The sequence below is a fragment of the Ammoniphilus resinae genome (genome assembly GCF_017873965.1).
Lineage (GTDB): Bacteria > Bacillota > Bacilli > Aneurinibacillales > RAOX-1 > Ammoniphilus_A > Ammoniphilus_A resinae.
This window is the reverse complement of the sequence record NZ_JAGGKT010000026.1, coordinates 20971-44940: the sequence shown is the minus strand read 5'-3', so window position 1 is coordinate 44940 and position 23970 is coordinate 20971. Positions and strand designations below refer to the sequence as shown.

Here is a 23970-nt window from a genome sequence, read left to right as displayed (position 1 = left end):
ATAATCTATTTTTCCTATTATATTGGTCATTATATCCGTCAATATTTGGTCAGGCAATACCATCAACTTTTGGTCTTTTTAATTCAGCTAAAACAGTATGTGGAGAAATTTGACCGGTGAGGTGTTTTTGTTCAAGAATACGGGTGAATTCATATTCATTCGGGTAATTTATCGTGCCAGCCTCTTGAAAATATTCCTGATATTTCGTCACAAAATCAAAGTGAAGACTCCGGTATGGAAGAGGACCATATTTGTAGTCAAAAAAGGCATCAATAGGTCCGGTATAAATGATCCGCTTATACTGAAGTTGGTCAATGACTTCACGATAATCGGTGTTCAAGAGTACTTTAATATTTGGGTGATTGAGCATACGAGAAAAAAGTGCAGTATAGCTTGGCATCGGAATGCCTTGATAGGTATCTTGGAAGTACCGATTATCCCTGCTTATATAGACGGGTACCCTTGCGGTCACAGAGGGATCCAGCTCATCCGGCTTTAGCTCCCAGTGTTTTAAGGTGTATCTGTAAAATACCTTTTGGTAAATATATTCCGCCAACAAGCTTAGATCTCCGCTTGCGCTTTCCCGAAGCTTAAGGATCGGTACCTTAACGCCATAACCAAAATGTTGGATCAACAATTCCTCTAGCTTTTCCGCATACTTCTGGGGGAATAACAGATAAATAGAGTTTAGATTAAATGGGACAGGAACTTTCTTTCCATCCACTACAGCAAGTACCTGGTGAAAGTACGTTCTCCATTCTGTAAATTGGGAAAGGTAGTTCCACACCATCGCCGAATTCGTATGGAACGTATGTGAACCATATTTATGGATAAGGATGCCTTCCTTATCGTAACAATCGTAGGAATTACCCCCGATATGATCCCTTTTCTCTATTAACAATACTTTTTGGTTCATTTGGGAAGCGAGTCGTTCTGCTAAGGTTGCACCTGTGAATCCAGCTCCAATCACGACCCAATCTACCTTCATATTTTTCACCCCCCTTTTTAATAACTCTTAGAACCCTAATCTATTATATTCTAATAGTTATTTGGGGATTGTGTTTTCGTTGATATCATTTCAAAAAATCAAGAAGAAGGGTCTAACCGTCAAATCGGTAGCCCTCCTGAGTACTTATGTAGTGGAAACGGCCTTTACTTTGGAAAGGGGGGTAGGCTCACTTGAGCTCATGATTTCCACTAAAACAGGACCTTGTTGTTGAAATGCTTCATCTAGCATAGTATCTACTTGGTCAGGTTGTGAAATTCGATATCCTGCGATGCCAAAGGATTCTGCTAATTGTTTAAAATTCGGATTGGTCAAATCGTTCCCAAATGATTCAAGACCGGCATATTCCATTTTGTTTTTTTCCATCGCGAACGAATGATTATTGAATAAAATAATTTTTACATCTAGCCTATAGCGCACGATGGTTGCCAACTCTGCCATGTTCATCGCGAAACCGCCATCGCCAACGACAGCCACTACCTGTCGATTAGGGTATGTCAGTTTGGCAGCGTTGGCAGCAGGAATGGCAAAACCTAACGTCCGCCAGGTTCCAGAAAACAGGATATCCTGCTTTTTCATGCGAAATGTGCGGTTGAACCATACGGTGTGATCACCAGTATCCAAGGCTATAATGGCTTCTGGGTCGATCACGGTTTCTAGTGCGCGGTATACATAGGCTGGTGAAATTGGAACAGCAGCGTTGTTTCGTTCCATCTCTAATTGCTCCAACCATTTCTGCCTGGCTTCCTTTATCTGCAGAACCCACGAATCGTTTGCCAGGGAGCTTAACTTAGGCTCTAGAGATTCTAAAATCTCCCGTGCATCCCCGATGAGAGCAGATTGTAAATTTTTCTCAAGATGAAGATGGGCCGGTTCTTTTTCGATTTGTAAAATTGGGATGTCCCTTGGCATAAACGTCTTAGGATACCACATCGCCCCCACAATCAATAAGCCATCTGCTTGCTGCATCGTTTCGCTGGATTGCTCGCTTCCGCCTTCTCCAATCCCTCCTAATAGCAGCTCGAATTCTTCATCCACGATTCCCTTTGCCCCTAAACTATAAATCACACCAGCACCTAATTTGCTGGCGATCTTTTTTATTTCCTCCTGACAGCCCCCTGCTCCATTACCGATCAAAATCATCGGCTTTTTCAAGTTTTGTAAAAAGGGAACCGCTTCATCAAGTTTGGGTGTTGGGGGATGGGGTTGATCATATAAGTAAGAACTTGATGGAACCAATTCCTCATAAAAAGGCTGATCCCAAAGATCCTTTGGGACAGATAGATGACTTACTGTGCGCTGAGAAATGGCTGTCTTCACCGCACGATGAAGTAACTGAATGGTTGACTTGGGGGATGCAACCATAGCCGTATACGAAACGGTCGCTTCCACCAAGCGCTGCTGATCAACGTATTGTTTACTATGCGTTCCTATTTTGTGCGTGGGTACCTGACCCGTAATCGCCAACACGGGTGCATAATCCGAGTAGGCGTCAGCTAATCCATTCAACAGATTGGCAAGTCCCGGTCCACTTGTAGCTGTACACACACCGAGTTTCCCCGTGCTTTTCGCATAGGCAGATGCCATAAAGGCAGCTGCGGATTCATGACGGGTAGCAATAAATTGAATCCGATCCTGCTTGGCTAGAGCGGCCATCAAAGAGAGTGTGGCATCTCCGGGAACACCAAAAATAAATTCAACGCCAAAGTTAGACAACTGTTCTAACATCGTTTGGGCTACAGATCGACTGCTCATCGAAACCTCCTTTTATCGGCAACGTCCCCCTTGTGATAGAGGGGGGGGCATCTGAAACTGCCTTTATGGTTTAGTAGAAGTGGGCTGCCTGAAATCATTCATGCACCGCTCACAAACACCCAAAATCATTACGTCATCCTGCTCATCCAGTAAATCCTCTACCTTCTCTTCGGCACCACAAACCTCACAAATTTTCAAGATTTCCCCTCCAGTTCAAGACCATAATCCAGGATGGCTTGTTCAATATCTTGCACAGAAGCAGCCTGATCATCAAAGGATACGGTGACCTCCCCCGTCGCCAAATTGATATCTGCCTCGCGAACTCCCCAAACCTCTTTCATGCCGGAAACCACCTGCTGGGCCTCCTTTTGATCCTTTATTCCTTTAATCCGGATTGTCTTCGTCTTCATTATTCACACCTCATCAATGAATTGCGGAAGAATCCTTTTTCAATGAATCCCCCATTCCCTGCAGCAGTCCAATCATCGTAGCCATGGATGTACGGACAGAAGGATCGCGAACGGACTTTGCCAAATCCCAAAGACTGGGTACCCTCCCCTGTTCACTTCTTTCATTCATCGTTTCCAGCCCTTGTGATAGGCCCTTCCCCATTTTTTCAATGTGAACTGGGTCCATGCTGCCCATCAATTGAACCATCGTTACTAGATTTTTCAACAAGTGATACATTTTCGGTTGGTTAAGCTGGTTAAGAGCAATCACTCCCACTTCATTTCGTTGCTCCAAAAGCCCTTTGAGGGCCGCCAAAACTCCCATTTCCTCGAGATACCCGACGATGGCGAGAAGATCTTTAATCGATTCCCGGTGTTCCGCGATGACTTTCAACAGATCCGCCAGCGCTTCTGTTTCCAGTTCTTGCGCTGTAGGGTCCGTCCGCTTTACTTCACGTATGGGTTTCGCCATGGCTTTCTCCCCCTTTGAATAATTCTGCGATCGGTACAAAATCCGGACGGCTCCATTTTTCCTCCACTTTAATCCCCATTTGCGGCTGTCGATTGCCAAAACGGTGATTGTGACGCGGCAGCGGGGCATCCCCTTTTGTTTCAAGCACCTCAAGCTTAATACTCATTTCCTTATAATTCGGTGTATGCGTGAATTTATCATGATAACTGCTAGTTAAGCGGTTCACCGCTTTGCGCTCCTCCATGGAATTCATGGTCAGGTAAATTTCATTGCCATCCACGTGATCTGTAACCAACGCACGTACCTCCACTTCTCCATAAGGGGAGGTTAAACGGACCAGTGAACCGTCCTCAATTCCTCGTTCTTTCGCCATCGCTGGAGAGATTTCCACCCATGGATTGGGGACTTTATGGGTAATCCCTTTGGAACGATAGGTGAGGTTTCCTTCATGGAAATGTTCCAACAGCCTTCCATTGTTTAAGTGAATATCAAATTCTTTTCCAGGCTCAAAAGGAGGCGTCCATTCTATAGGATATAATCTGGCTTTTCCATCGGGAAAGGCAAATCGTTCCGTATATAGAAGCGGTGTACTCGTTCCATCCGATTGAACAGGCCAAATTTGGCTATTCCACCCTTCTAACCGTTCATAGGATACGCCCGCAAAAATAGGTGCCAGGCTGGCTGCTTCTGCCATGACTTCCCCCGGATGCTTGTACTTCCAATCAGCTCCGAGACGGTTGGCCAAATCGACGAAAATTTCCCAATCCGGTTTTGACTCTCCCAACGGCTCCAGCACACGGTAAAAACGTTGAATCCGTCGTTCCGTATTGGTGAATGTCCCTTCCTTTTCAAGGCTTGGGGATGCAGGCAGAATCACATCTGCATATTGAGCGGTCCGCGAGAAAAACACGTCCTGCACGACAAAAAATTCCAGTTGCTCAAAGGCCGCCTCCACGTGGTTGGAGTTCGAATCGACAAGGGCCATGTCCTCTCCAAACAAATACATTGCCTTGATCTTCCCTTTGGTAATGCCCTCCACCATTTGGTGGTTATTAAACCCAGGTTTTTTGGGAATCTGAACTCCCCAGGCTTTTTCGTACCGAGCCCTGACCTCATCATGTTCAATGGGCTCATAACCGGGCAGCCAAGCTGGCATCGTGCCAAAGTCACAGGCCCCTTGGACATTGTTGTGACCGCGCAGCGGGTAAGCGCCTGTACCAGGTTTTCCGTAATTTCCAGTAATGAGAAGTAAATTGGAAATCGCAGTACTCGTATCGGTTCCGCCCATATGCTGGGTCACACCCATCGCCCAGCAGATACACATCGTCTTCGCTTCATGAATCATGGTAGCTAAACCAATGATTTGTTCTTGTGCAAGACCTGTCTTTTCGGCTGCATAGGCAAGCGTATAAGGCTCTAGAGATTTGACATATTCATCAAACCCGTTTACCCGCTCTTTTAAAAAGGTTTGGTCATGCCAATTCTGCTGGATGATGTATTTGGTCATCGCTGAGAGCAGAATCAGGTCTGTACCAGGTTTTGGATGCAGGAAAAGATCTGCCCGTTCGGCTAACTCATGCTTGCGCAAATCAATGACCGCAAGTTTTTGCCCATGTAGCTTGTGCTGCCGTTTAATCCGTGTGGCTAATACAGGATGCGATTCTGCCGGATTCGCTCCAATAATTAAAACGAGCTCTGTCCGCTGCAGATCTTCAATCGTTCCGGCATCTCCCCCAATCCCGACCGTCCGCATCAATCCCATCGTAGCGGGAGATTGGCAATACCTTGAGCAGTTATCCACGTTGTTCGTGCTAAAAACAGTCCGAGCCAGTTTTTGAAACAAAAAGTTTTCCTCGTTCGTACATTTAGAAGAGGCAATAAACCCAATCGAATCGGCTCCGTATGTTTCTTTTATTCCTGTTAACTTTGAAGCAATAAGATCCATGGCCTCGTCCCAAGTCGCTTCAACGAATAAGTCCCCTTTTCGAATCAGAGGTTTCGTTAATCTTTCTTCACTGTTTACAAAATCCCAACCAAACTTTCCTTTAATACAGGTTGAAATACTGTTCACAGGTGCCTCCACTTGAGGCTCGACCTTGAGGATATGACGATCTTTGGTCCAGATCTCAAAGCTGCAGCCTACACCACAATAGGTGCAAACCGTCTTGGTTCGTTCAATGCGAGATTTCCGCATCGCCGATTCCATCTCTGAAATAGCAAAGATCTCCTGATATCCAGGCTCTACTTCTTTCATGACGTCAATCATGGGTGCCAGGACCGCTTGGGGGATCCCCGTCAAATATCCCGCTTCCCCTAGCATCGATTTTTCCATTAGGGCATTACAGGGGCAAACGGTGACACAATGTCCACAGGAGACACAAGAGGATTGGTCAATCGGGACATCGTTATCCCAAATGACGCGCGGCACTTCCCGATTCCAATCGATCGACAGCGTTTCATTGACCTGCAGATCCTGGCATGCTTCCACACAGCGTCCACATAGGATACACTGATCTGGTTCATAACGATAAAAAGGATGGGAGTTGTCAGGTGGATAGGGCTTCGCCTGAAACTTGTATTTTTGGTGTTCGATTTCAAGCAATTCGGCTGTGTTGTGCACTACACAATTTCCGTTGTTATTATCACAGACGGTACAATAGAGCTCGTGATTTTTAAGAATGCGGCTCATCGCCTCATACTGTGCCTCACGAACCCATTTCGACCGTGTATCCACCTTCATCCCTTCCGTTACAGCGGTATTGCAGGCCCGCACCAACTCCCCATTTACGCCAACATGACAAGTATCACAGGATTGAATGGACCCTAGAGTCGGATGAAAGCAGATGCTAGGGATCGTATAATTTTGGGATGATGCTGCATTTAAGATGGTTTGTCCTGGTTCTGCCTGGAAAGACTGATCGTTAATAAAAAATGTGACCGTTTGGTTCGCATTGCTTTCTTGCAATCGTTTTGCCTCCTTCCTTTCACAGGATGAAGAAAATTTTTCCTATTATGTAGTTTCTGCAATGGACCCGATTTTCATGAAATTTCTTCAGTGGAGTGTTCAGTGAGGGGTCATGATCTTAAAAATCCTCTTAAATACTGGACTAAATTATAAAGCAATACCAAAATGAGAATCCCCGCATAGGACACCCCACCTAGAATGAGAATCGTTGGAACAAGGCCTGCTTTGTTATATAGCGTATTAAAATCAAGCATGAATTTTACATCCTTTGTATTTTTTTAATTCCTTTACCTTTTGTTTTAAGCTTAATGATCACGAGGAGAAAAATCGGAATGGTAATTTGAAATAGAGGGTAGACATACTTGTTATTGATCTGAAGCCCTACCCAACGATAAAAGTCAACATCCTTAAAATAAAGAAGGATGTAGCAGAACAAACAGATGACCAGAAAGGTGATTAACCATTTTTGATGTTTGGCTTTGATGTTGAATAAGGTTTGGATCAACATACGGGATCCGTATAAATACAACAGCCCTTTGTAAAAACCACCAATAAAAAGAATAGCTCCACCAATAGCATCAAGCCTTTGGATGAAATTTCCCACATTTATTTTTTGGAATACCTTAAATAAAGAAATGGATTCATTAGAGGCTAGCTGAGCCCCTAGAACTGTAATCATCAAAATTAGTGAAAGAATGAGGATGATCCCTGCGATAATAACCGCCCATATCGATGTTTTTCGAATCACTTGCTGATTATTCACATAGCACCAATACATAAGAAAAATGACCATTTCCCCAAACGGAAACGTAATTACCTGTGTGGATGCCTTTAAGACAGGCATGACCCCATTTTCCATGATGGGCAATAATTGATTGGGCTTAATGATCCCTGAAATTCCAGTTAAAAGGAACATAATGATAATAAATCCTAAAAACCAAGGGAATATGATTTCACCTGAACGGGCGATGACTTCTACACCCAAGAACAGACTATAAATCATCAGTAGTAAACCAAGGAATAGAATCGCACTTATTGGGGTTTCGAAAAAAAAGGTGGAAACCATAAATTCAGAGAACTCATATAAATTGAAAGAAGCAGTCCAGAAAAAGGATAATGCATAAAGAATAATCAATGGGGAGGCGATCCATTTTCCTAACACAGAAATTAAAATCTCTGCTAAGTTCTGATGGGGAAAGTGTTTTTGAATTTCAGTGAATATCCAGACTAAAACAATCCCTGCAAGCAAAGCGATGAAAACCGCAATCCAGGCATCTTGTTTTGCTTCAATCCCTAACGCAAATAAAGTTGTACTTCCAATCTGGAAAAAAATAATGAGGGCAAACAATTGACTTTGGCTAATCCGTTCCTTTACCAAGTCTGACACTCCGATCTAAAACGTAAGTCCGTTTCTAATACCAACAGACTTTCCGTTTTAGAACCTATTTAAACTTCGCGTTACCCCACTAATGAGTAGAAAACTTTCGTTTATCAGGAAGTAGAACATCGTTTTACTCCTGATTCAGTTTCTTCAGCCGAAAACTCTTATGGTATTGATAAAATAGCCAAAACAAAAACCAGTCTGCCACATATGAATACCAGATATTCCACCGGATATGTTCTATATGATTGGTTATAAGGAATATGATCTCGATGGTTATAGATATCGTTGTCCAATAAAAAAAGTATCTGATGATTGACCAAAGTGATTTATTTTCTGGTAGCCATTGTATAAAAAGATATACAATGACAATATAAATTCCAAAGTCATCTAACAAATAATAAATTAATGCTTCTTTTCCGTTCTCTTTATATTCCCATAGTGATAAGAAGGCAGTAATAGTATCGGTGGTCGAACCTAAAAATCCTGCAAAAAAAGACACAGGAAGGATTTCTCTCCATCTGTTTTTATCCGCACAAATGAACCAAATAAGCCACGAAAGAATAAAGCAAGTAACGAAGAACATCCCTTCACTTTCACCTCAAATCTAGAGACCTCCATATTATTTTACAAAATTGTTAAGCTTAGCCATTTATAATTAAGTAAAAGTAAAGAAGCTGTCGAAGCATTCGGAAAATAGCTTTTGCCACTATAGTAAAAAAAATGATGGCGGAGAAAGGTTGGTTAAAGGTTCCTCCTGTTATGCAGCCCATAATTAAGAAGTTATCTTGACATCCTTATCCTACTAAATGTGGATTCAATGCAACATTCTCATAACCATGTTCACAGCCCTTTCCAATTCAATCTTTTCCTCATATAAACTTAAATGCAAAAGCATCCCATCTAACATCGCATAAATATTATGGGCAGCTTGTAAAGTATCCAGTTCTGTTGATAATAAACCCTGCTCTTGTAAACGGTGTAGAAATTGCTCAATCTCAGTAACCCACTGATTTAGCATCTCTCTATATCGAAAACGTACATTAGCGTTGCTTCGAGACAAGTGATAAAATTCGATATACACCATGATCCAGCCACTGTTGTCAATTAGATAATGAAATAACGTCTCTAGCCTTTGCCTAATCGCGGATTCCAAAGATTCGAAACTTTGATTTCCGATTTCTTCGGATTCGGGCCATTTCTTGCGAATTTGAAGACGATAGCTCAACAAATGAAAGAAGAAATCCTCTTTATTTTTAAAATGGACATAGAATGCTCCCTTCGTGTATCCTGCTGATGAGGCTATATCGTCAATTGTCGTTGAAGAATAACCCTTTTCACATAGAAGTCCCATTCCAACTTTTATCAATTTTTCATAGGTTTCTTCCCGTTTTATTTGAAATTTATTTTTAGCCATCGAATCACTCCATTCTTAGATCCTTCCATGTCTTTTTTGCCTTCCCTAGCTGTAACAGATGGAATCCACAGGAACTATTGTATGTACAATTATACTTTTTTCGTATATCACAATGATTATAAAGAAGTTCAAGAAATTAAGTCAAAGAAAACAGTTTAGTAATCTAATAAAATAGACACTGAAAACACCAGTTGGTTCGACCAACTGGTGTTTTCAGTCATAAATTCTGTTCGTGATAATTCCTTTACTGGATAATGTACACTTTGACGGTACGACGGCCGAATTGTTCGACTTCCTTTTGGTTATCGAAATGGACATCAATTCGGTTCCCTTTGACCCCTCCGCCTATGTCACTGGCCACTGCATAGCCGTATCCCTCGATGTATAGCTTAGTTCCAAGTGGAATCACATCAGGATCGACCGCTACTATCCCTTTACCTATCAAAGTACCATTCGCCGCCCGTGCTCCCTGCATCAAATAGGCTGAAGCGGCCATGGTCAATACTTTTTCCGCAGTGAAGTCGGCTTCACTATTGCTGGTTGCAACTTGGCTGACAGGTGCTTGCTCAACCTGCATAGCGGATGCAGCAGTTGTACCGCTGACAACCAGAAGTGCGATCACAGCATTAGACATAAAAAATACGGACTTACGTTTTACCTTTCGCATTCAACTCCCTCTTTCTATCCATTTGGATATTTTGAGAATTCACCCGTTCGTCGTGTTCCACCGTACTTTAAGGAAGATAGGACGATCTTATTAGTTCCAAAATTAAATACCTTCTGGTATGTATTTATATTATTACGGACTGGATATAATTTCAAGATTTGTTTTGTTTTCTTTCAAGACTGGTAACTATATTTCGCTATGTGCATGTATATCTACAAATCCCCATTCAAATGATAGATGAGTTGCACCACACCAGAGGAGAAAGTTCTTGTATGGACCAGTTTTAGATCCAACCTGTTTTTGATATCAAGGAACAACGGTTTTCCTTCTCCCAAAACAACAGGGTGAACAGATAATCGAAATTCATCCACCAGCCCTAAATTAATAAAAGTTGTAATAAGGCTTGCTCCGCCATATAACCAGATATCTTTCCCAGGCTTACTCTTTAATTTATTTACTTCCTCAAGTATATTGCCATTTATAAATATTGCCTTATCATTCGTATCTTGTTGCGTTCTGGAAAATACATATTTTTCTTTTCCATGAACGATGTCCCACATTTCTTTTTCCGTATCCGTAATTTCAACCCCTGGAACAAATTGTCCCCATAAATCATAGCTTTTTCTACCATATAAAATCGTATCGATTTGACCTAAGAAATCAATAAATCCCATTTCAGAGTCCATGATACACCAATCAACTTCCCCATTTCTCCCTTCAATAAAACCATCTAAAGTAACTGCTAAATCTAAAATGATTTTTCTTGGTCTTACGTTACTGGACATCATTCTCCCTCCCTTTAGTTGAGCAACGAGAAGAGGAGCAGTTCATCTGCTCCAATACCGCCACTTGTTTACATAATAAACATTATGACATCAAAATACACCATTCTCATTGGGGCAATTCTCAGGTATAGGCTGGCCTACATCCCACAACTCGACTATTTGTCCGCTATGGAAGCGGAAGATATGGACCACAGCTCCTCCAAGGTCCCCTGGGTTTTGCTTTACGTGAGAGTGAACCGCAACGATCTCCCCCTCTTCAATCACACGTTTGACCTCAAAGATTTTGTGCGGGTTCTTTGCGGCATTTTCTTCCATCGCGAGCATGAGAGAATCCGCATCACCTCGAAAATAAGGATTATGGTGACGGAAATCTGGACCAATATACTTCTGATACGTACCGCGCACCTCCCCCGAGGCCACCTGTTGCAAAAACGCCACCGCCTTCTCTTTTTGAGAAGTATGCATTGCAAAATCATCCCTTTCTTTCTAATTATCCTTAAAGTATACAAGACTCTATTCCGAAAAGCATGCTTTCCATTTGCTGTTTTAGAGGGAAAAGAGTAAATTTGACTCTAGAAAAATGATTGGAGGCATGACGATGAAACTTACGGGAAATACAATCCTTATTACGGGCGGGGGTTCTGGAATCGGATTAGCCTTTGCTGAACGCTTTATAAAAGCTGGAAATAAAGTCATTGCTACTGGACGACGTGAACATGTCCTTGAAAATGCGAAAGAAAAATTCCCTAGCCTTATTACTCGTGTAAGTGATGTGGCGATTGAATCTGACCGTACAGCATTGTATGAGTGGGTCACGGCTAACTATCCTGATGTGAATGTGTTAGTTAACAATGCAGGGATTCAACAACGGTTTAATGTGCTTAAGGCTGATGCCAGGAACAATTGGAGTTACTTCCAGAATGAAATCACCACCAATACGGAAGCACCTATCCATCTTTCTATGCTGTTCGCCCCATTTTTTGCAACGAAAAAAGAGGCTGCTATCATTAATGTGACGTCTGGACTTGCATTTACACCAATGGCCATCGCTCCGATCTATTCAGCTACAAAAGCAGCGTTTCACTCCTTTACCGTGTGCTTAAGACACCAACTTTCTGATACATCTGTAGAAGTAATTGAAGTCGCTCCACCAGCGGTGAATACAGATTTAGGAGGCGTAGGATTACATACGTTTGGAGAACCATTAGATGCTTTCGCTGACGAAATTTTTAAAGGTTTAGAGGAAGGTAAAAAAGAAATCGGATACGGTAGTTCTCTGAATCGATTACGCATGTCCCGAGATGAAATCGATGAACACGTTGAAAATATGTATAAGGCAATGAAAAACACAATTGAGTAACTAGAGCAACACCCGTTACAGAACCGCCGAAAAGCATGTAGGATCCTTTGTAGAAATAGAGAGTTATTCTGACAGGGTTACGAATTTTGGGCATGTCCCTGTCAGGATCACCCCCGGGATTCCGACAGGCATCAACCTTTTTTCACACCACCCTGTCCGAATCAGCCTCGGTTTCCGACAAGCATCAGCCTTTCTTCCCCTCCCCCTGTCCGAATCAGCCTTGGTTTCCGACAGGCATCAACGCTTCTTCCCCTCTCCCTGTCCGAATCTGCCTGGGTTTCGGACTGGCATCAGCCCTTCTTCCCCTCTCCCTGTCCGAATCAGCCTCGGTTTCTGACTGGCATCAACGCTTCTTCCCCTCTCCCTGTCCGAATCAGCCTCGGTTTCCGACAGGCATCAGCCTTTTTTCCCCTCCCCTGTCCGAATTAGCTAGGTTTCCGACAGGCATCAGCCCTTCTTCCCCTCCCCCTGTCCGAATCAGCCTCGGTTTCCGACATGTGTCATCCGCTCTTTATCCCGGCAAAGTTGAACACGAAATAACAAGTAGCGTATCAAACAACTAAAAGTACCAAATAATAACTATGCCATTTATACATTTCTACCAGGAGGATACTATGGATGAAGTCAATGAAGTAGGCGTGCGTGTACGAATACAGAAATTCGGAAGGTTTTTGAGCGGGATGGTCATGCCGAATATAGGGGCATTTATCGCTTGGGGGCTTATTACAGCTTTGTTCATTCCTACGGGATGGATTCCGAATGAGAATTTAGCGAAATTAGTGGATCCGATGATTAAATACTTGTTACCCCTTTTGATCGGCTATACGGGGGGGAAAATTGTTCATGATTTAAGGGGCGGCGTGGTTGGCGCCATTGCTACAATGGGGGTCATTGTTGGGACTGACATCCCTATGTTCATAGGTGCCATGCTTATGGGACCGCTTGGTGGATGGGTCATTAAGAAATTTGACCAAGCGATTGAAGGGAAAGTGAAAGCGGGATTTGAGATGTTGGTTAACAACTTCTCCGCTGGAATCATCGCTGGAGCCTTAACATTACTTTCTTTTAAGATCATCGGTCCGATTGTTGAGATCCTAAGCAATGCACTGGCATCTGGGGTACAAGCCATTGTGAATGTTGGGTTATTGCCGTTAGCCAATTTAATCGTTGAACCGGCCAAAATCTTGTTTTTAAACAATGCGATAAATCACGGAATCTTTAGCCCGATTGGGTTGCAGCAAGCATCCGAACTTGGACAATCCGTATTCTTCTTGTTGGAACCGAACCCTGGTCCAGGATTAGGAATCTTGTTAGCCTATGCCATGTTTGCCAGAGGTGCAGCGAGAGAGTCCGCGCCAGGTGCCATGATTATCCACTTTCTGGGAGGGATTCATGAAATTTATTTTCCGTATGTGCTGATGAACCCCAAATTAATTTTTGCCGTTATGGCTGGTGGAGTAAGTGGAACCTTTATTTTCCAACTACTTCATGCTGGGTTAGTGGCTGTACCATCCCCCGGAAGTATCTTTGCATTGATGGCCATGGCACCAAAAGGCGGATTGTTTCCCGTATTAGCTGGGGTTGTTGTGGCAGCAGCCGTTTCTTTCATTGTAGCTTCCATTGTCATTAAAACGAGTATGAAATCAACTAGTGATGAAGATTTAGAACAAGCTGCGGAAAAAGTACAAGAGCTAAAAGGGAAAAAAGTGGAAAACATCAACGAACGGATCACAGATACCGTCAATGAAAGATACAATGAAATGATTCCAAATGTGCAAAAAGACGATGTGAACCTGGTTGTTTTCGCCTGTGATGCAGGAATGGGTTCAAGTGCGATGGGCGCTTCGATCCTTCGCAAAAAATTTAAAGAAGCCGGAATCAACATTGATGTCATTAACAAAGCGATTAGTGATATACCCGAGCAAGCCGATATTGTCATTACACAAAAAACGTTAACAGACCGAGCGAAAACCAAGAGTCCGAGTGCTGAACATATCTCAGTCGATAATTTTCTTAATAGCCCTAGATATGATGAGTTGGTCCATCGTCTATCACATGATGAGGACGAATTAGAGCATCTAACGGACGAGCAGGAAATTCCTCATGAATCAGACGATGCCTCCGTTCTAACCCTGGATAAGATCGAATTAAATGTGCAAGTCGCGGATAAATATGAAGCCATTCGACAAGCGGGAAAAATACTGGTTCAGGCTGGACACGTGGGCGAAGAATATATTGAGAAGATGATTGATCGGGAAAATTCTTTAAGTACCTTCATGGGCAATGGTGTCGCAATCCCCCATGGCACGAATGAAGCAAAACAATGGATCAAATCCACCGGCATTTCCATTGTTCAAATTCCAGGTGGCGTGGATTTTGGCAATGGCAACACAGCAGAATTAGTGATAGGTATAGCTGCAGTTGGTGACGAGCATTTAACGATTTTATCTAACATGGCTGAAATTTGCTCTGATGAAGAAAATGTGAAAAAAATCGTAGAAACTTCAAGTAAAGATGAGATTCTGAAGATTTTTAAAGGAGAACTGTAAACTATGCTCGCTATTCACTTTGGTGCTGGGAATATCGGCCGAGGTTTTATTGGACAATTGCTCAATCAAGCAGGGTTTGAGGTTTGTTTTGTGGATGTCAATCCAGAATTGGTGGATGAAATTAACAAAAAGAAACAATATGTGGTCACCCATGCATCCGAGGACCAAGAATCGCACCTCATTCAAGGCGTTCGTGCAATCAACGGAAAAAATATCGAGGACATTGCTAAGGAGATTGCTACCGCAGATCTTGTGACCACTGCGGTGGGCGTAAACATCCTGCCCTTCATTGCCCCTGCCATTGCACAGGGCATTTCTCAAAGAATCAGGACATCTCCTGCCCCATTAAATATTATTGCCTGTGAGAATGCCATCGGTGGAAGCACGCAATTAAAAGAACATGTTTTTGAACGGCTTGAAGAACAAGACAAAGAAAAAGCAATGACACAAATCGGTTTTCCTGATGCTGCAGTAGATCGCATTGTTCCTCTTCAGAAAAATGAAGACATGCTGACTGTTTCCGTTGAGCCGTTTTTCGAATGGGTTGTTAACGAATCCCAAGTGGCAGGAAGCATCCCTTCGATTCCCGGAGTGACCTATGTGCCAGATTTAACCCCTTATATTGAACGGAAACTATTTACAGTCAATACAGGGCACGCAGTCATTGCCTACCTTGGTTACCTGCTCGGATACAATACCATTAGTGAAGCGATCCAAGACACCTTTGTCCTGGAAAATGCCAAAGAGGTCTTATCCGAAACAGGTCAACTTCTGCAACTCAAACATGGATTTGACAAAGAAAAACATCTAGCGTACATCCATAAAATTATTGAACGTTTCAAAAACCCTTACATATCGGATGAAGTGGTTCGTGTAGGGCGCTCCCCTATTCGAAAGCTTTCTCCACATGACCGGTTGGTCGCCCCTGCTATGGAACTGTTTGATTATGATGTAACCCCAAGCCATTTGGCCAAGGGAATTGCATCGGCGTTGTTGTTTGATGATCCGAGTGACGCGGAAGCTTTGGAACTTCAGAATTACTTAAACCAAAACGGGTTAGATCTTACCATTACCCATTTTACAAACATAGATGGTGAGCACCCTTTGCATGGACTGATCACCAAAGAATTCGCTGACTTGTCCAAAATGAAATTGAGGAGATGATTGAATGTTAACCAAAACGATTACCATCAAAAATCCATCAGGGCTGCATGCGCGCCCAGCAACTGCGTTTGTTCAGAAGGCAAGTGCATATCCTTGCAATGTCAATCTTATTAAGGGATCCAAAAAAATTAATGGAAAAAGTATCATGGGGCTAATGACCCTAGCTGCCAAGCAAGGCGAAGAACTCATCTTAGAGGTCGATGGTCCTGAAGAAGAAGTGGCATTGGATGAATTGACAAAGGTTTTAGAGGCAGAACACCTGTAGAGGAGAGAGAAATATGGAAAGGACTGGGATTGCAGCTGCACCGGGCATAGCGATTGGACGGGCGATTGTAAAAAAGGAAGAAAACATGGAAATAGTACGCCGTTCGCTAGAGCCTAACCAGATTTCACTGGAAGTTGAGCGTTTCAAAGATTGTGTGCAACAGGCGATCTTGGAGCTTGCTGAGTTAAAAGAAATCACGGAGAAAAAAGTGGGCGAAGAAGAGGCAAAGATTTTTGAGGCTCAACAGCTTTTCCTGCAAGATCCCGAGTTTGTAGGTGCCATCGAAAACATGATTGAAGCCGAACACATCAACGCGGAGGCAGCTACCCAGAGCGTCAGGGATCAGTTTTTGGCTATTTTTGAAAGCATGGAAAATGAATACATGCGTGAGCGTTCGGCTGACTTGCGGGATGTCAGCCAGCGGATCTTGAGGCATTTGCTTAGCATTACCCAAAACGAGACGGCAGTGGTTGACGGACCGCAGATTCTTGTGGTCCATGACCTAACCCCATCAGATACGGCTAAACTGGACCTATCGATCACCCGGGGTTTTGCTACGGATATTGGTGGGCGGACCTCCCACTCGGCCATTATGGCAAGGACCATGGGGATTCCTGCAGTCGTTGGTTTAAGTAACGTAACCGAAGAAGTATCAGATGGGGATCTGATCATCGTGGATGGTTCTACCGGGAACATTCATATTCGCCCTGAGCCCGTGGTTTTGCAAGAATACGAGGATAAATTACGAGATTTTCAGTTAAGGCAGGAAACATTAGCGAAGTTGATTCATCAATCCACCATGACACGGGATGGACGACATGTTGAGCTTGCCGCGAATATTGGAAATCCCTCCGATGCAGAATCTGCGATTAGCCACGGAGCGGAAGCAATCGGCTTGTTTAGAACCGAATTCCTGTACATGGGACGTGATGATTTTCCAAGTGAAGAAGAACAATTTGCGTCCTACAAATCCGTGTTAGAAACAATGGGAAATAAACCCGTCATTATTAGAACACTAGATATTGGCGGAGATAAAGAATTGCCGTATTTAAACCTCCCGGAAGAATTGAACCCATTCCTTGGGTATCGGGCGATCAGGTTATGTCTTGATCAAACAGAACTATTTAAAACACAGTTACGGGCCTTACTGCGGTCAAGCGCATATGGAAACTTAAGGATCATGTATCCGATGATTGCCACCCTTGATGAATTAAGAAAAGCCAATCAAGTCCTCAGCGAAGTGAAGCAGGAATTAGTGGATAAAAATATCAGTTTTAATCACGAGGTACAAGTAGGGATCATGATTGAAGTACCCGCTGCGGCCCTTGTTGCTGATCAATTGGCCAAGCATGTGGATTTCTTCAGTATCGGAACGAATGACTTAATCCAATATACCATGGCTGCAGATCGGATGAATCCACAGGTGTCTTACCTATATGACCCCTTCAACCCTTCCCTGCTGCGTTTGATCCAGATGGTTATTATCGCGGCCCATCGTGAAGGGAAATGGGTAGGAATGTGCGGAGAAATGGCTGGTGAGAAGCTCGCTATCCCGATTCTTTTGGGTCTTGGTCTGGATGAATTTAGTATGGGAGCAAGTTCCATCCTCCAAGCTCGCCATTTAATCAAGCAGCTCGATTCCCAAAAAATGGCCAAAATAGCAGAACATGTCCTAACCTTATCGTCGGGCCAAGAGATCAAAGATTATATTCAGCAAGAAGTGATGAGATAGGGAACAAAGTGTTCCCTTTTTTACATTCCATTTTTCACATTCGCTGCCATATTTTTCGGACCTACAGTTCGGCAAAACTTGTCCGCTTACTTAACCAATCAGCCATGATGTAGATGATGACGTAAATCGGAAACGAATAAAAAAATCTCCAATGCTCAGGCTCATAAAAGTGAATCATCCATAAGATGGGTTCCCCAACGAAAGCATTGATCCCCCCATAAATCACAGCTTTAACCCATACATGAATTCGAATTTTATATTGGATGAGAAACATAGCGAATACAGGTAAAATGCAAAAATCATAGGGAATAAACGGCGGCATGGACGGGAGAATTTTTGAAGGGTAATGCCAAAGACCATACATGGTACCGAAAAAATCTAACCACGATGAAATGATGATAACAAAAAAACCAGCAAAGAGTAATCGAGATGAGGATTCCTTTTTACGATATTTGATCCATAGAAACCAAGGAATTATGGTTAAAAGTAATGAAAACCACCATGCTAATGACAAGAAAATATCCTCTCTCCAAATTTCAAAGAATTCCTTAGACACCCCAATCAGTTTATTTTCAATTTCCCCTATCTTGGTTTGCAGTTCGTGACTCACAAAGAAATGAGTTTGGATAGACATAAATACCTCATTCTATATAAAATATCATTATAGGTATTATCTCCATAATTTAATGTCATTATCTTTATGCATCAATAAAATAATGCTGTCATCGATATTCTTTCCATATCAATGGCAGCATTATATCTACTCTATCCTATTTCCCTACGAAATCTAGCGCAACATCTTCAAATAGTTGTGACCACGCAAACCAGTCATGTGATCCAAACACAGGGTTATCAACCACTTCAACACCCAATGCCTTTAGATTTTCATAGACAGTATGAATGTTATCTAGACTCACCACATTATCGTATTCACCATATCCGATCATGACTTTTGGGGCATCCAGGTTTTCATATTGATCTAAAGCAGTAGGCTCAACAAGTCCATCCCAAACCCCGCTAAGGATTCCAATATACCCGAATTCTGTAGGATGCTCCGCATATAATATGGAAGTTAAATAGCCTCCTCTTGATAACCCAGCAAATGCACGATCTTGGCTTTCTTTTGAAACATTATAGTTTTCTTCTACATAGGGTAGAACATTATTAAAGAAATTTCGGTTAATCATGGAGTAATCCCATAGTTCATCAGAGATATCTCCCTCTTGGTAATTCCATGGTGTATCTGATGTATGTAAAATAGATGCTGTAGGTGGATAGTCATTATTGTCCACAGCCACAACGATTGCCGGTTCGACTTTGCCCTCCGCAATCAGGTTATCCATAATATTCCCTGCATTTGCAAGAGAGAACCATTCCGTTTCATCTCCGCCTGTACCATGGGAAAGGTAAATTACTTTATATGGGTCTTTTTGGTTTTTGTCATAGCCATAGGGAAGGTACACGCCCAAGTATTTTTTATCTCCATTGATATCCGTGATGGGAACATAGTTCACTTTTCCAACTTTGGCATCTTTTCTTGGAAGAACAATGGAATTATCTGTGACTTGCTTCTGCTTGTCAAACATTCCGTAGACAATACTATGTTCTTTAGGATAACGTTCCAGGTTACTTAAAGGAGCGATATTAGCCGGATCTGGAATAACGATATCTACATCCTTGTCATTCCCGTTAAATGCATAGGCTACCTTATACTGGTAGCAGAATGAACCACTTGGAATGGGCATGCTAATGGTCCACAGATCAGTCCCCTCAACCTTTTTCATGTTCTCTTCATATCTTGCTGTCTTAGCTGGAAGCATGCCCGGTTCCCAATCATAAGGCGAATACCATTTCTTGAGATCTTTTTCCTCTGGTTTGTAAAATCTAAAATCTCCACTAAAAACCACATAATCAGCTAAGGAATCCTTATAAACAAAAGTGGCCGTATAGCCTGTAGGTGAATTTTTGTCGACTTTAACCGTTGCCCCTTCTTTTAACCCCATATTCTGATTCGCTGCCATTGCCGGTAAAGCAAGGGATGTAAGGATCAAAGCTAAGGTCAAAATCAGAGATAAAATTCTGAAATTACTTCTTTTTGTATTCATTACTTTTCTCCTCTTTTACATTTTTAGAGTCATTGTTTTCCCCTACCCAAACGCTACTTCATCAACATGTTTCCCCCCTTCAATCTATTCCTTTAAATTGTGGGTAAGGGCAAAATATTATATATTAATAGAAACATATAATATACATTTATCAGATGTAATTACTTGGATATAACGTGAGATGATAACTAAGACAAATGATTACTACTGTAATAATTTAAATACAACCTTTTCCCCCAAGATGATTTGCTATAAAAAACCATCATTATATACAAACCATTCTGAATATTTGTAGCCAAATTATACCAAAATAGTTTAATATACGTAAATATGACTTATTTACTACACAAAACATATTATTGAGACTTTAGCTTTAACCATTGAAATAAAGATTTTTTTCAAAAACCAAATTCATATAGATATCAGCCTTTTTGTCAAGTTGTTGATGATATCGGAAGGGGGTGATGACCGGGACACCCCGCATAGCGTAACCCAGTATTTCCCCCACCAATACCTTGACGATGTTTCTTTTATTCCATTGCCCCAGTTCATTCATACTTTCATAACCAACTCTTCATCTATTCCTTCAAGAAGTGGCGAAGGGGTTTTTCCATGGAACAGCCATAATTCATGAAGCGCTCTCGTACAACCGACGTACAAAAGCTTGGCATCCTGGACCGTCTTCCTGTACGCTTGATCATTGACATCCAGCAGTAATACGGCATCAAACTCTAGGCCTTTCGACATGTAGACAGGCATGATGGAAATACCACCTGCATAATTTTCTTGCTCCGCTTGAACCAATGAAACGGGAATTCCCTTCGCTTTGAGAGCCATAAATAAGGCCTCACACTCTGCTTCAGTCCGCCCCAGCAGGGCGATCGTGTTCATCCGCTTTTCTTGCAGCAGCTGCACCGCTTTTACAATGGATAAGATCCTGTTTTCCTCACTTACCTGTACCAACTTGATCTTTTCTCCACTGCGGAAAACGGGATCTGCTAATTGGATGGATAAATGGGCCTGCGAGATGACCTCGTTGGCAAAGCGGATAATCTCCCATGTCGAGCGGTAGCTTTTCGTCAACTCAAAATACTGGAGCTTTGATTTATCAAATATCCCTTTACATTCATCCCAGTCCTTGATCCCCTGATACGCATAAATCGATTGCGAAAGGTCCCCTAAAATCGTTAGGGATTGCTGCTCGGTCAGGTTTTTCAGCAAGGCTAATTGAAAAGGAGAATAATCCTGGGCCTCATCGATGACAATATGTTGATACCGATGATTGGGGTCTACCCCATACAAGCGTTGATGAATAAAAACGAGAGGCGCGAGGTCTTCTTGTTCCATTTCCTTCTTTTTTAAAGAGGCCGCTGTTGCTTGAACAACATCAGAAGGAATCGCCCGCAGGATGTCTTCGGAGATATCCTGCTTTTTCTTTAATTTGGAAAAAAGCTCGCGGTAAAAAGACAAGGCGCTATGATTCGGCCAATATTTTAGGTAGGCATTCAGCTGCTGGGTTGCCTTTTTCTTGCGATCCTTCTTCACTTTTGGATCACCAATGTGCTTTAGTTCCCCATCCATCCAAGCCTTGATCCGGTGGAGGATACGCTCTCTTCTTTTGGCTAGCGGATAATGTTTATACTCCACCGTAAACCAACGGTTTATGATTGTTTGATCCAGCTTTTTCCGTTCCCACGCTTCAAAGTCTTGCGTCGGCACACAATTCTTTTCGTAACTTTTGATATACTGGGCAAGAACATGCATAAACGAGAGAGACCCTTTCCACCTTTTCGTTTTCCCTTCTTCCACCATCGAATCAGATTCGAACCATTTGGCAAAGCTCTCACGAGCATCCTTCAGACGCACTTCATCTTCAAGGATGGACATCGCCCAATCTTGGAAAGTCGTTTGTTGAATATCACCCACCCCAAGTTCGGGAAGCACATCCGATATATAATCTAAAAACAAACGATTGGGTGCGAAGATGATCATTTTCTTGGCACGAAGGGACTCCTGATACTGATAAATGAGGTATGCCAAGCGATGCAGAGCAACGGTCGTTTTCCCGCTGCCCGCCACCCCTTGAATGAGGATCGGAGTATTCCTTGGGGCTCGAATAATCTCATTTTGTTCCACTTGAATCGTCGAAACAATATCCTTCAAACGATTATCTTTATTTTCACCTAGCCGGTAAAGCAGAAAATCATCGGCAATCCTCTCATTGCCTTTTTCAAAATCATCAACAACCCGTTGCAATTCTCCATTTCGAACCACGATATATCGCTTTAAATGGACGTTTCCTTCGATCCTTCCATCCGTTGACTCGTAATAAGCGGTTTCATTTCCTCCGATAAAGGAATAAAATAAGCTCGCAACTGGAGCTCTCCAGTCAATAATCATTGGCTGTTCGTTGACAGGATTGGCCACTCCGATTTTACCGATGTAAAGTGGAACAGCCTCTTTATCCCCGTCTTCTTGAAAATCCAGCCTCCCAAAATAGGGCTCTCTGATCGCCCGCCGAAGATCTGTTCGGTTCTTCTCACGGATTCCTTCTAAGACCTGTTCTGTATAATTATTTCCGACATATTTGGGCATCGTTTCTAGCGTTTCAAGATGTTCTTTCATCGTTGTTAGTGTTCGATCTAGTTGTACCTTTTCTTCATCATATGGCTTTTGCGTAGACAAGTCTTAGCCCCCTTTACTTTGGTACTTCCAGTCAGCATTCCCTAATTGGATTTATCCAACCAATGACCACCCAATGTGCTTAAACATTTAGAGAGGCTGGGTGGCATGACTTGTCCTGCGAGAGAATTATTCCGTAGGTAAATAAATCTATTTTCGGATAAGATCCCTTCCCTTCCCAAGTACCGTATGGCCCCTTCTGTCGCCTTATTTACCAGGAGATCAGAGGATGCTTTCGCCCGTCGTAACCAGAGGCCTGCATCCGCATGCGAGCCAGGGCGATGATGCAGCGATTCGGCCAAAAGGAGTTCCGTCCCACGTAATGCTATATCAATTTCTCCAAGCCACCGAATCCTTTCCGGATCCCGCTTCTCCGGCTCCAGATTTCTCATTTTCGAAGTAAACTGGGCGAGTACTTCATCAACGATTCCCAATTGGATGGCGGTAATTCCCAAAGTGAGGGTATCCGGACTCTCGACTTTCAAGAGATCTCCCGGCTCTCCTACTAGATCATCAGCATGCAATGAATAATCATGAAAACAGACACTAGAGGTAGAGGATAAGACCATCGCATCCATCCGGTTCGTTTTTAAAACTTCGAGTCTTGGATCCTTCCCGTCCACGACACATAACTGAATCGTAGACAGGGACGGACTCTCCCGACAGGTTTGAGCAAAAACCAAGTAATAGTCAGCCAAGCCAGCTAGTGTACAAAAATCCTTTTGGCCGGTTAAAGTCCATTCCGAATCATTGAAGGTAATTTCTGTGCTGAATTGATAGCGATAATCCCTTCCGGCTTCTGATCGAGCTAACGCCCATAGTTTCGGTTCTCGCACCAGTTGTTGAAGGGGACCCGGGGATTCCTTAACCACTTCACTGACGGTTTTCAAGGCAACATTATGTATATGAGTGGCTAAGGCTAGCGCACTATCCCCGCGTGCTAACAGACGAATGATACGTAAATAATCAGCAAGTCCAAGGCCTAATCCTCCGAAACCGGCATCCACCAGCATTCGGTCAAACCGGCATACAACCAGCTTGGGCCAGAATTCGAGAAAAATAGACGTTTCGATCTTTGGATAATGATTGATGACATATATACGAAAGAGATGGGCGATTTCTTCAGCCTTTCTAAACAAAGCCTGGTTCTCCAAGGTAGTGTCCTCCTTTCCTATCAACGTCGCAAAAGCGCTGATTCTACCGATGAGAAACAGCG

Annotated in this window: 22 protein-coding genes; 5 read left to right on the top strand and 17 right to left on the bottom strand. The window is 42.8% G+C overall.

Going from position 1 to position 23970, the window contains the following annotated elements:
- Window positions 1-49: 49 nt before the first annotated feature.
- The 13 genes from glf to J2Z37_RS23225 all read right to left on the bottom strand — a co-directional run bounded on the left by glf (window position 50) and on the right by J2Z37_RS23225 (window position 11362).
- Window positions 50-988 (bottom strand): UDP-galactopyranose mutase, encoded by a 939-nt coding sequence (gene glf, locus J2Z37_RS23275; RefSeq protein ID WP_209812730.1) that lies wholly within the window; start codon window positions 986-988, stop codon window positions 50-52.
- Window positions 989-1132: 144 nt separating this feature from the next.
- Window positions 1133-2761 carry a thiamine pyrophosphate-binding protein gene (locus J2Z37_RS23270; protein WP_209812729.1) on the bottom strand — a complete coding sequence of 543 codons (1629 nt, stop codon included), beginning with the start codon at window positions 2759-2761 and terminating at the stop codon, window positions 1133-1135.
- Window positions 2762-2824: 63 nt separating this feature from the next.
- Entirely contained in the window at window positions 2825-2959 is a 135-nt protein-coding gene (locus J2Z37_RS25920) for a hypothetical protein (RefSeq protein WP_280922261.1), read from the bottom strand.
- Window positions 2956-3171: a heavy-metal-associated domain-containing protein gene (locus tag J2Z37_RS23265; RefSeq protein WP_209812728.1), complete on the bottom strand. Its 216-nt coding sequence runs from the start codon at window positions 3169-3171 to the stop codon at window positions 2956-2958. The genes J2Z37_RS25920 and J2Z37_RS23265 overlap by 4 nt, the downstream gene beginning before the upstream one ends.
- Window positions 3172-3184: 13 nt before the next feature.
- Window positions 3185-3682, bottom strand: coding sequence for a helical membrane plugin domain-containing protein (locus J2Z37_RS23260; RefSeq protein ID WP_209812727.1), 498 nt, complete (start codon window positions 3680-3682; stop codon window positions 3185-3187).
- A complete protein-coding gene (fdhF, locus tag J2Z37_RS23255; protein WP_209812726.1) occupies window positions 3663-6647 on the bottom strand; it encodes a formate dehydrogenase subunit alpha in 2985 nt (994 codons plus the stop codon). The genes J2Z37_RS23260 and fdhF overlap by 20 nt, the downstream gene beginning before the upstream one ends.
- Before the next feature lie 110 nt (window positions 6648-6757).
- Window positions 6758-6901, bottom strand: a complete 144-nt coding sequence (locus tag J2Z37_RS23250) for a hypothetical protein (protein WP_209812725.1) — start codon at window positions 6899-6901, stop codon at window positions 6758-6760.
- Window positions 6902-6906: 5 nt separating this feature from the next.
- A complete protein-coding gene (locus J2Z37_RS23245; RefSeq protein WP_209812724.1) occupies window positions 6907-8034 on the bottom strand; it encodes a GerAB/ArcD/ProY family transporter in 1128 nt (375 codons plus the stop codon).
- A 124-nt stretch (window positions 8035-8158) separates the two neighbouring features.
- Window positions 8159-8614 carry a CBO0543 family protein gene (locus tag J2Z37_RS26190; RefSeq protein WP_425340348.1) on the bottom strand — a complete coding sequence of 152 codons (456 nt, stop codon included), beginning with the start codon at window positions 8612-8614 and terminating at the stop codon, window positions 8159-8161.
- 231 nt (window positions 8615-8845) lie between these two features.
- Window positions 8846-9445, bottom strand: a complete 600-nt coding sequence (locus tag J2Z37_RS23240) for a TetR/AcrR family transcriptional regulator (protein WP_209812723.1) — start codon at window positions 9443-9445, stop codon at window positions 8846-8848.
- A gap of 244 nt (window positions 9446-9689) precedes the next feature.
- Window positions 9690-10112: a 3D domain-containing protein gene (locus J2Z37_RS23235; RefSeq protein WP_209812722.1), complete on the bottom strand. Its 423-nt coding sequence runs from the start codon at window positions 10110-10112 to the stop codon at window positions 9690-9692.
- A 212-nt stretch (window positions 10113-10324) separates the two neighbouring features.
- Window positions 10325-10897 carry a dihydrofolate reductase family protein gene (locus J2Z37_RS23230; protein ID WP_209812721.1) on the bottom strand — a complete coding sequence of 191 codons (573 nt, stop codon included), beginning with the start codon at window positions 10895-10897 and terminating at the stop codon, window positions 10325-10327.
- 90 nt (window positions 10898-10987) lie between these two features.
- Window positions 10988-11362: a nuclear transport factor 2 family protein gene (locus J2Z37_RS23225; RefSeq protein ID WP_209812720.1), complete on the bottom strand. Its 375-nt coding sequence runs from the start codon at window positions 11360-11362 to the stop codon at window positions 10988-10990.
- Between the two features lie 133 nt (window positions 11363-11495).
- On the opposite strand from J2Z37_RS23225, the gene J2Z37_RS23220 reads away from it, so the two are divergent.
- The 5 genes from J2Z37_RS23220 to ptsP all read left to right on the top strand — a co-directional run bounded on the left by J2Z37_RS23220 (window position 11496) and on the right by ptsP (window position 17967).
- Entirely contained in the window at window positions 11496-12257 is a 762-nt protein-coding gene (locus tag J2Z37_RS23220) for an SDR family oxidoreductase (protein WP_209812719.1), read from the top strand.
- Window positions 12258-12871: 614 nt separating this feature from the next.
- On the top strand, window positions 12872-14806 hold the full coding sequence (locus J2Z37_RS23215; protein ID WP_209812718.1) for a PTS mannitol transporter subunit IICBA: 1935 nt from the start codon (window positions 12872-12874) through the stop codon (window positions 14804-14806).
- 3 nt (window positions 14807-14809) lie between these two features.
- Window positions 14810-15970: a mannitol-1-phosphate 5-dehydrogenase gene (locus J2Z37_RS23210; RefSeq protein WP_209812717.1), complete on the top strand. Its 1161-nt coding sequence runs from the start codon at window positions 14810-14812 to the stop codon at window positions 15968-15970.
- Between the two features lie 4 nt (window positions 15971-15974).
- Window positions 15975-16235 (top strand): HPr family phosphocarrier protein, encoded by a 261-nt coding sequence (locus J2Z37_RS23205; RefSeq protein WP_209812716.1) that lies wholly within the window; start codon window positions 15975-15977, stop codon window positions 16233-16235.
- Between the two features lie 13 nt (window positions 16236-16248).
- On the top strand, window positions 16249-17967 hold the full coding sequence (ptsP, locus tag J2Z37_RS23200) for a phosphoenolpyruvate--protein phosphotransferase (protein WP_209812715.1): 1719 nt from the start codon (window positions 16249-16251) through the stop codon (window positions 17965-17967).
- A 61-nt stretch (window positions 17968-18028) separates the two neighbouring features.
- Here the strand turns inward: ptsP and J2Z37_RS23195 are convergent, their stop codons facing one another.
- The 4 genes from J2Z37_RS23195 to J2Z37_RS23180 all read right to left on the bottom strand — a co-directional run bounded on the left by J2Z37_RS23195 (window position 18029) and on the right by J2Z37_RS23180 (window position 23908).
- The gene (locus tag J2Z37_RS23195; RefSeq protein ID WP_209812714.1) at window positions 18029-18601 is read right to left on the bottom strand and encodes a CBO0543 family protein; all 573 of its coding nucleotides are present in this window, start codon (window positions 18599-18601) and stop codon (window positions 18029-18031) included.
- Window positions 18602-18737: 136 nt separating this feature from the next.
- The gene (locus J2Z37_RS23190; RefSeq protein WP_209812713.1) at window positions 18738-20072 is read right to left on the bottom strand and encodes an alpha/beta hydrolase; all 1335 of its coding nucleotides are present in this window, start codon (window positions 20070-20072) and stop codon (window positions 18738-18740) included.
- 552 nt (window positions 20073-20624) lie between these two features.
- Window positions 20625-22697, bottom strand: coding sequence for a HelD family protein (locus tag J2Z37_RS23185; RefSeq protein ID WP_209812732.1), 2073 nt, complete (start codon window positions 22695-22697; stop codon window positions 20625-20627).
- Window positions 22698-22798: 101 nt separating this feature from the next.
- Window positions 22799-23908, bottom strand: a complete 1110-nt coding sequence (locus tag J2Z37_RS23180) for an acyl-CoA dehydrogenase family protein (RefSeq protein ID WP_209812712.1) — start codon at window positions 23906-23908, stop codon at window positions 22799-22801.
- Window positions 23909-23970: the final 62 nt, after the last annotated feature.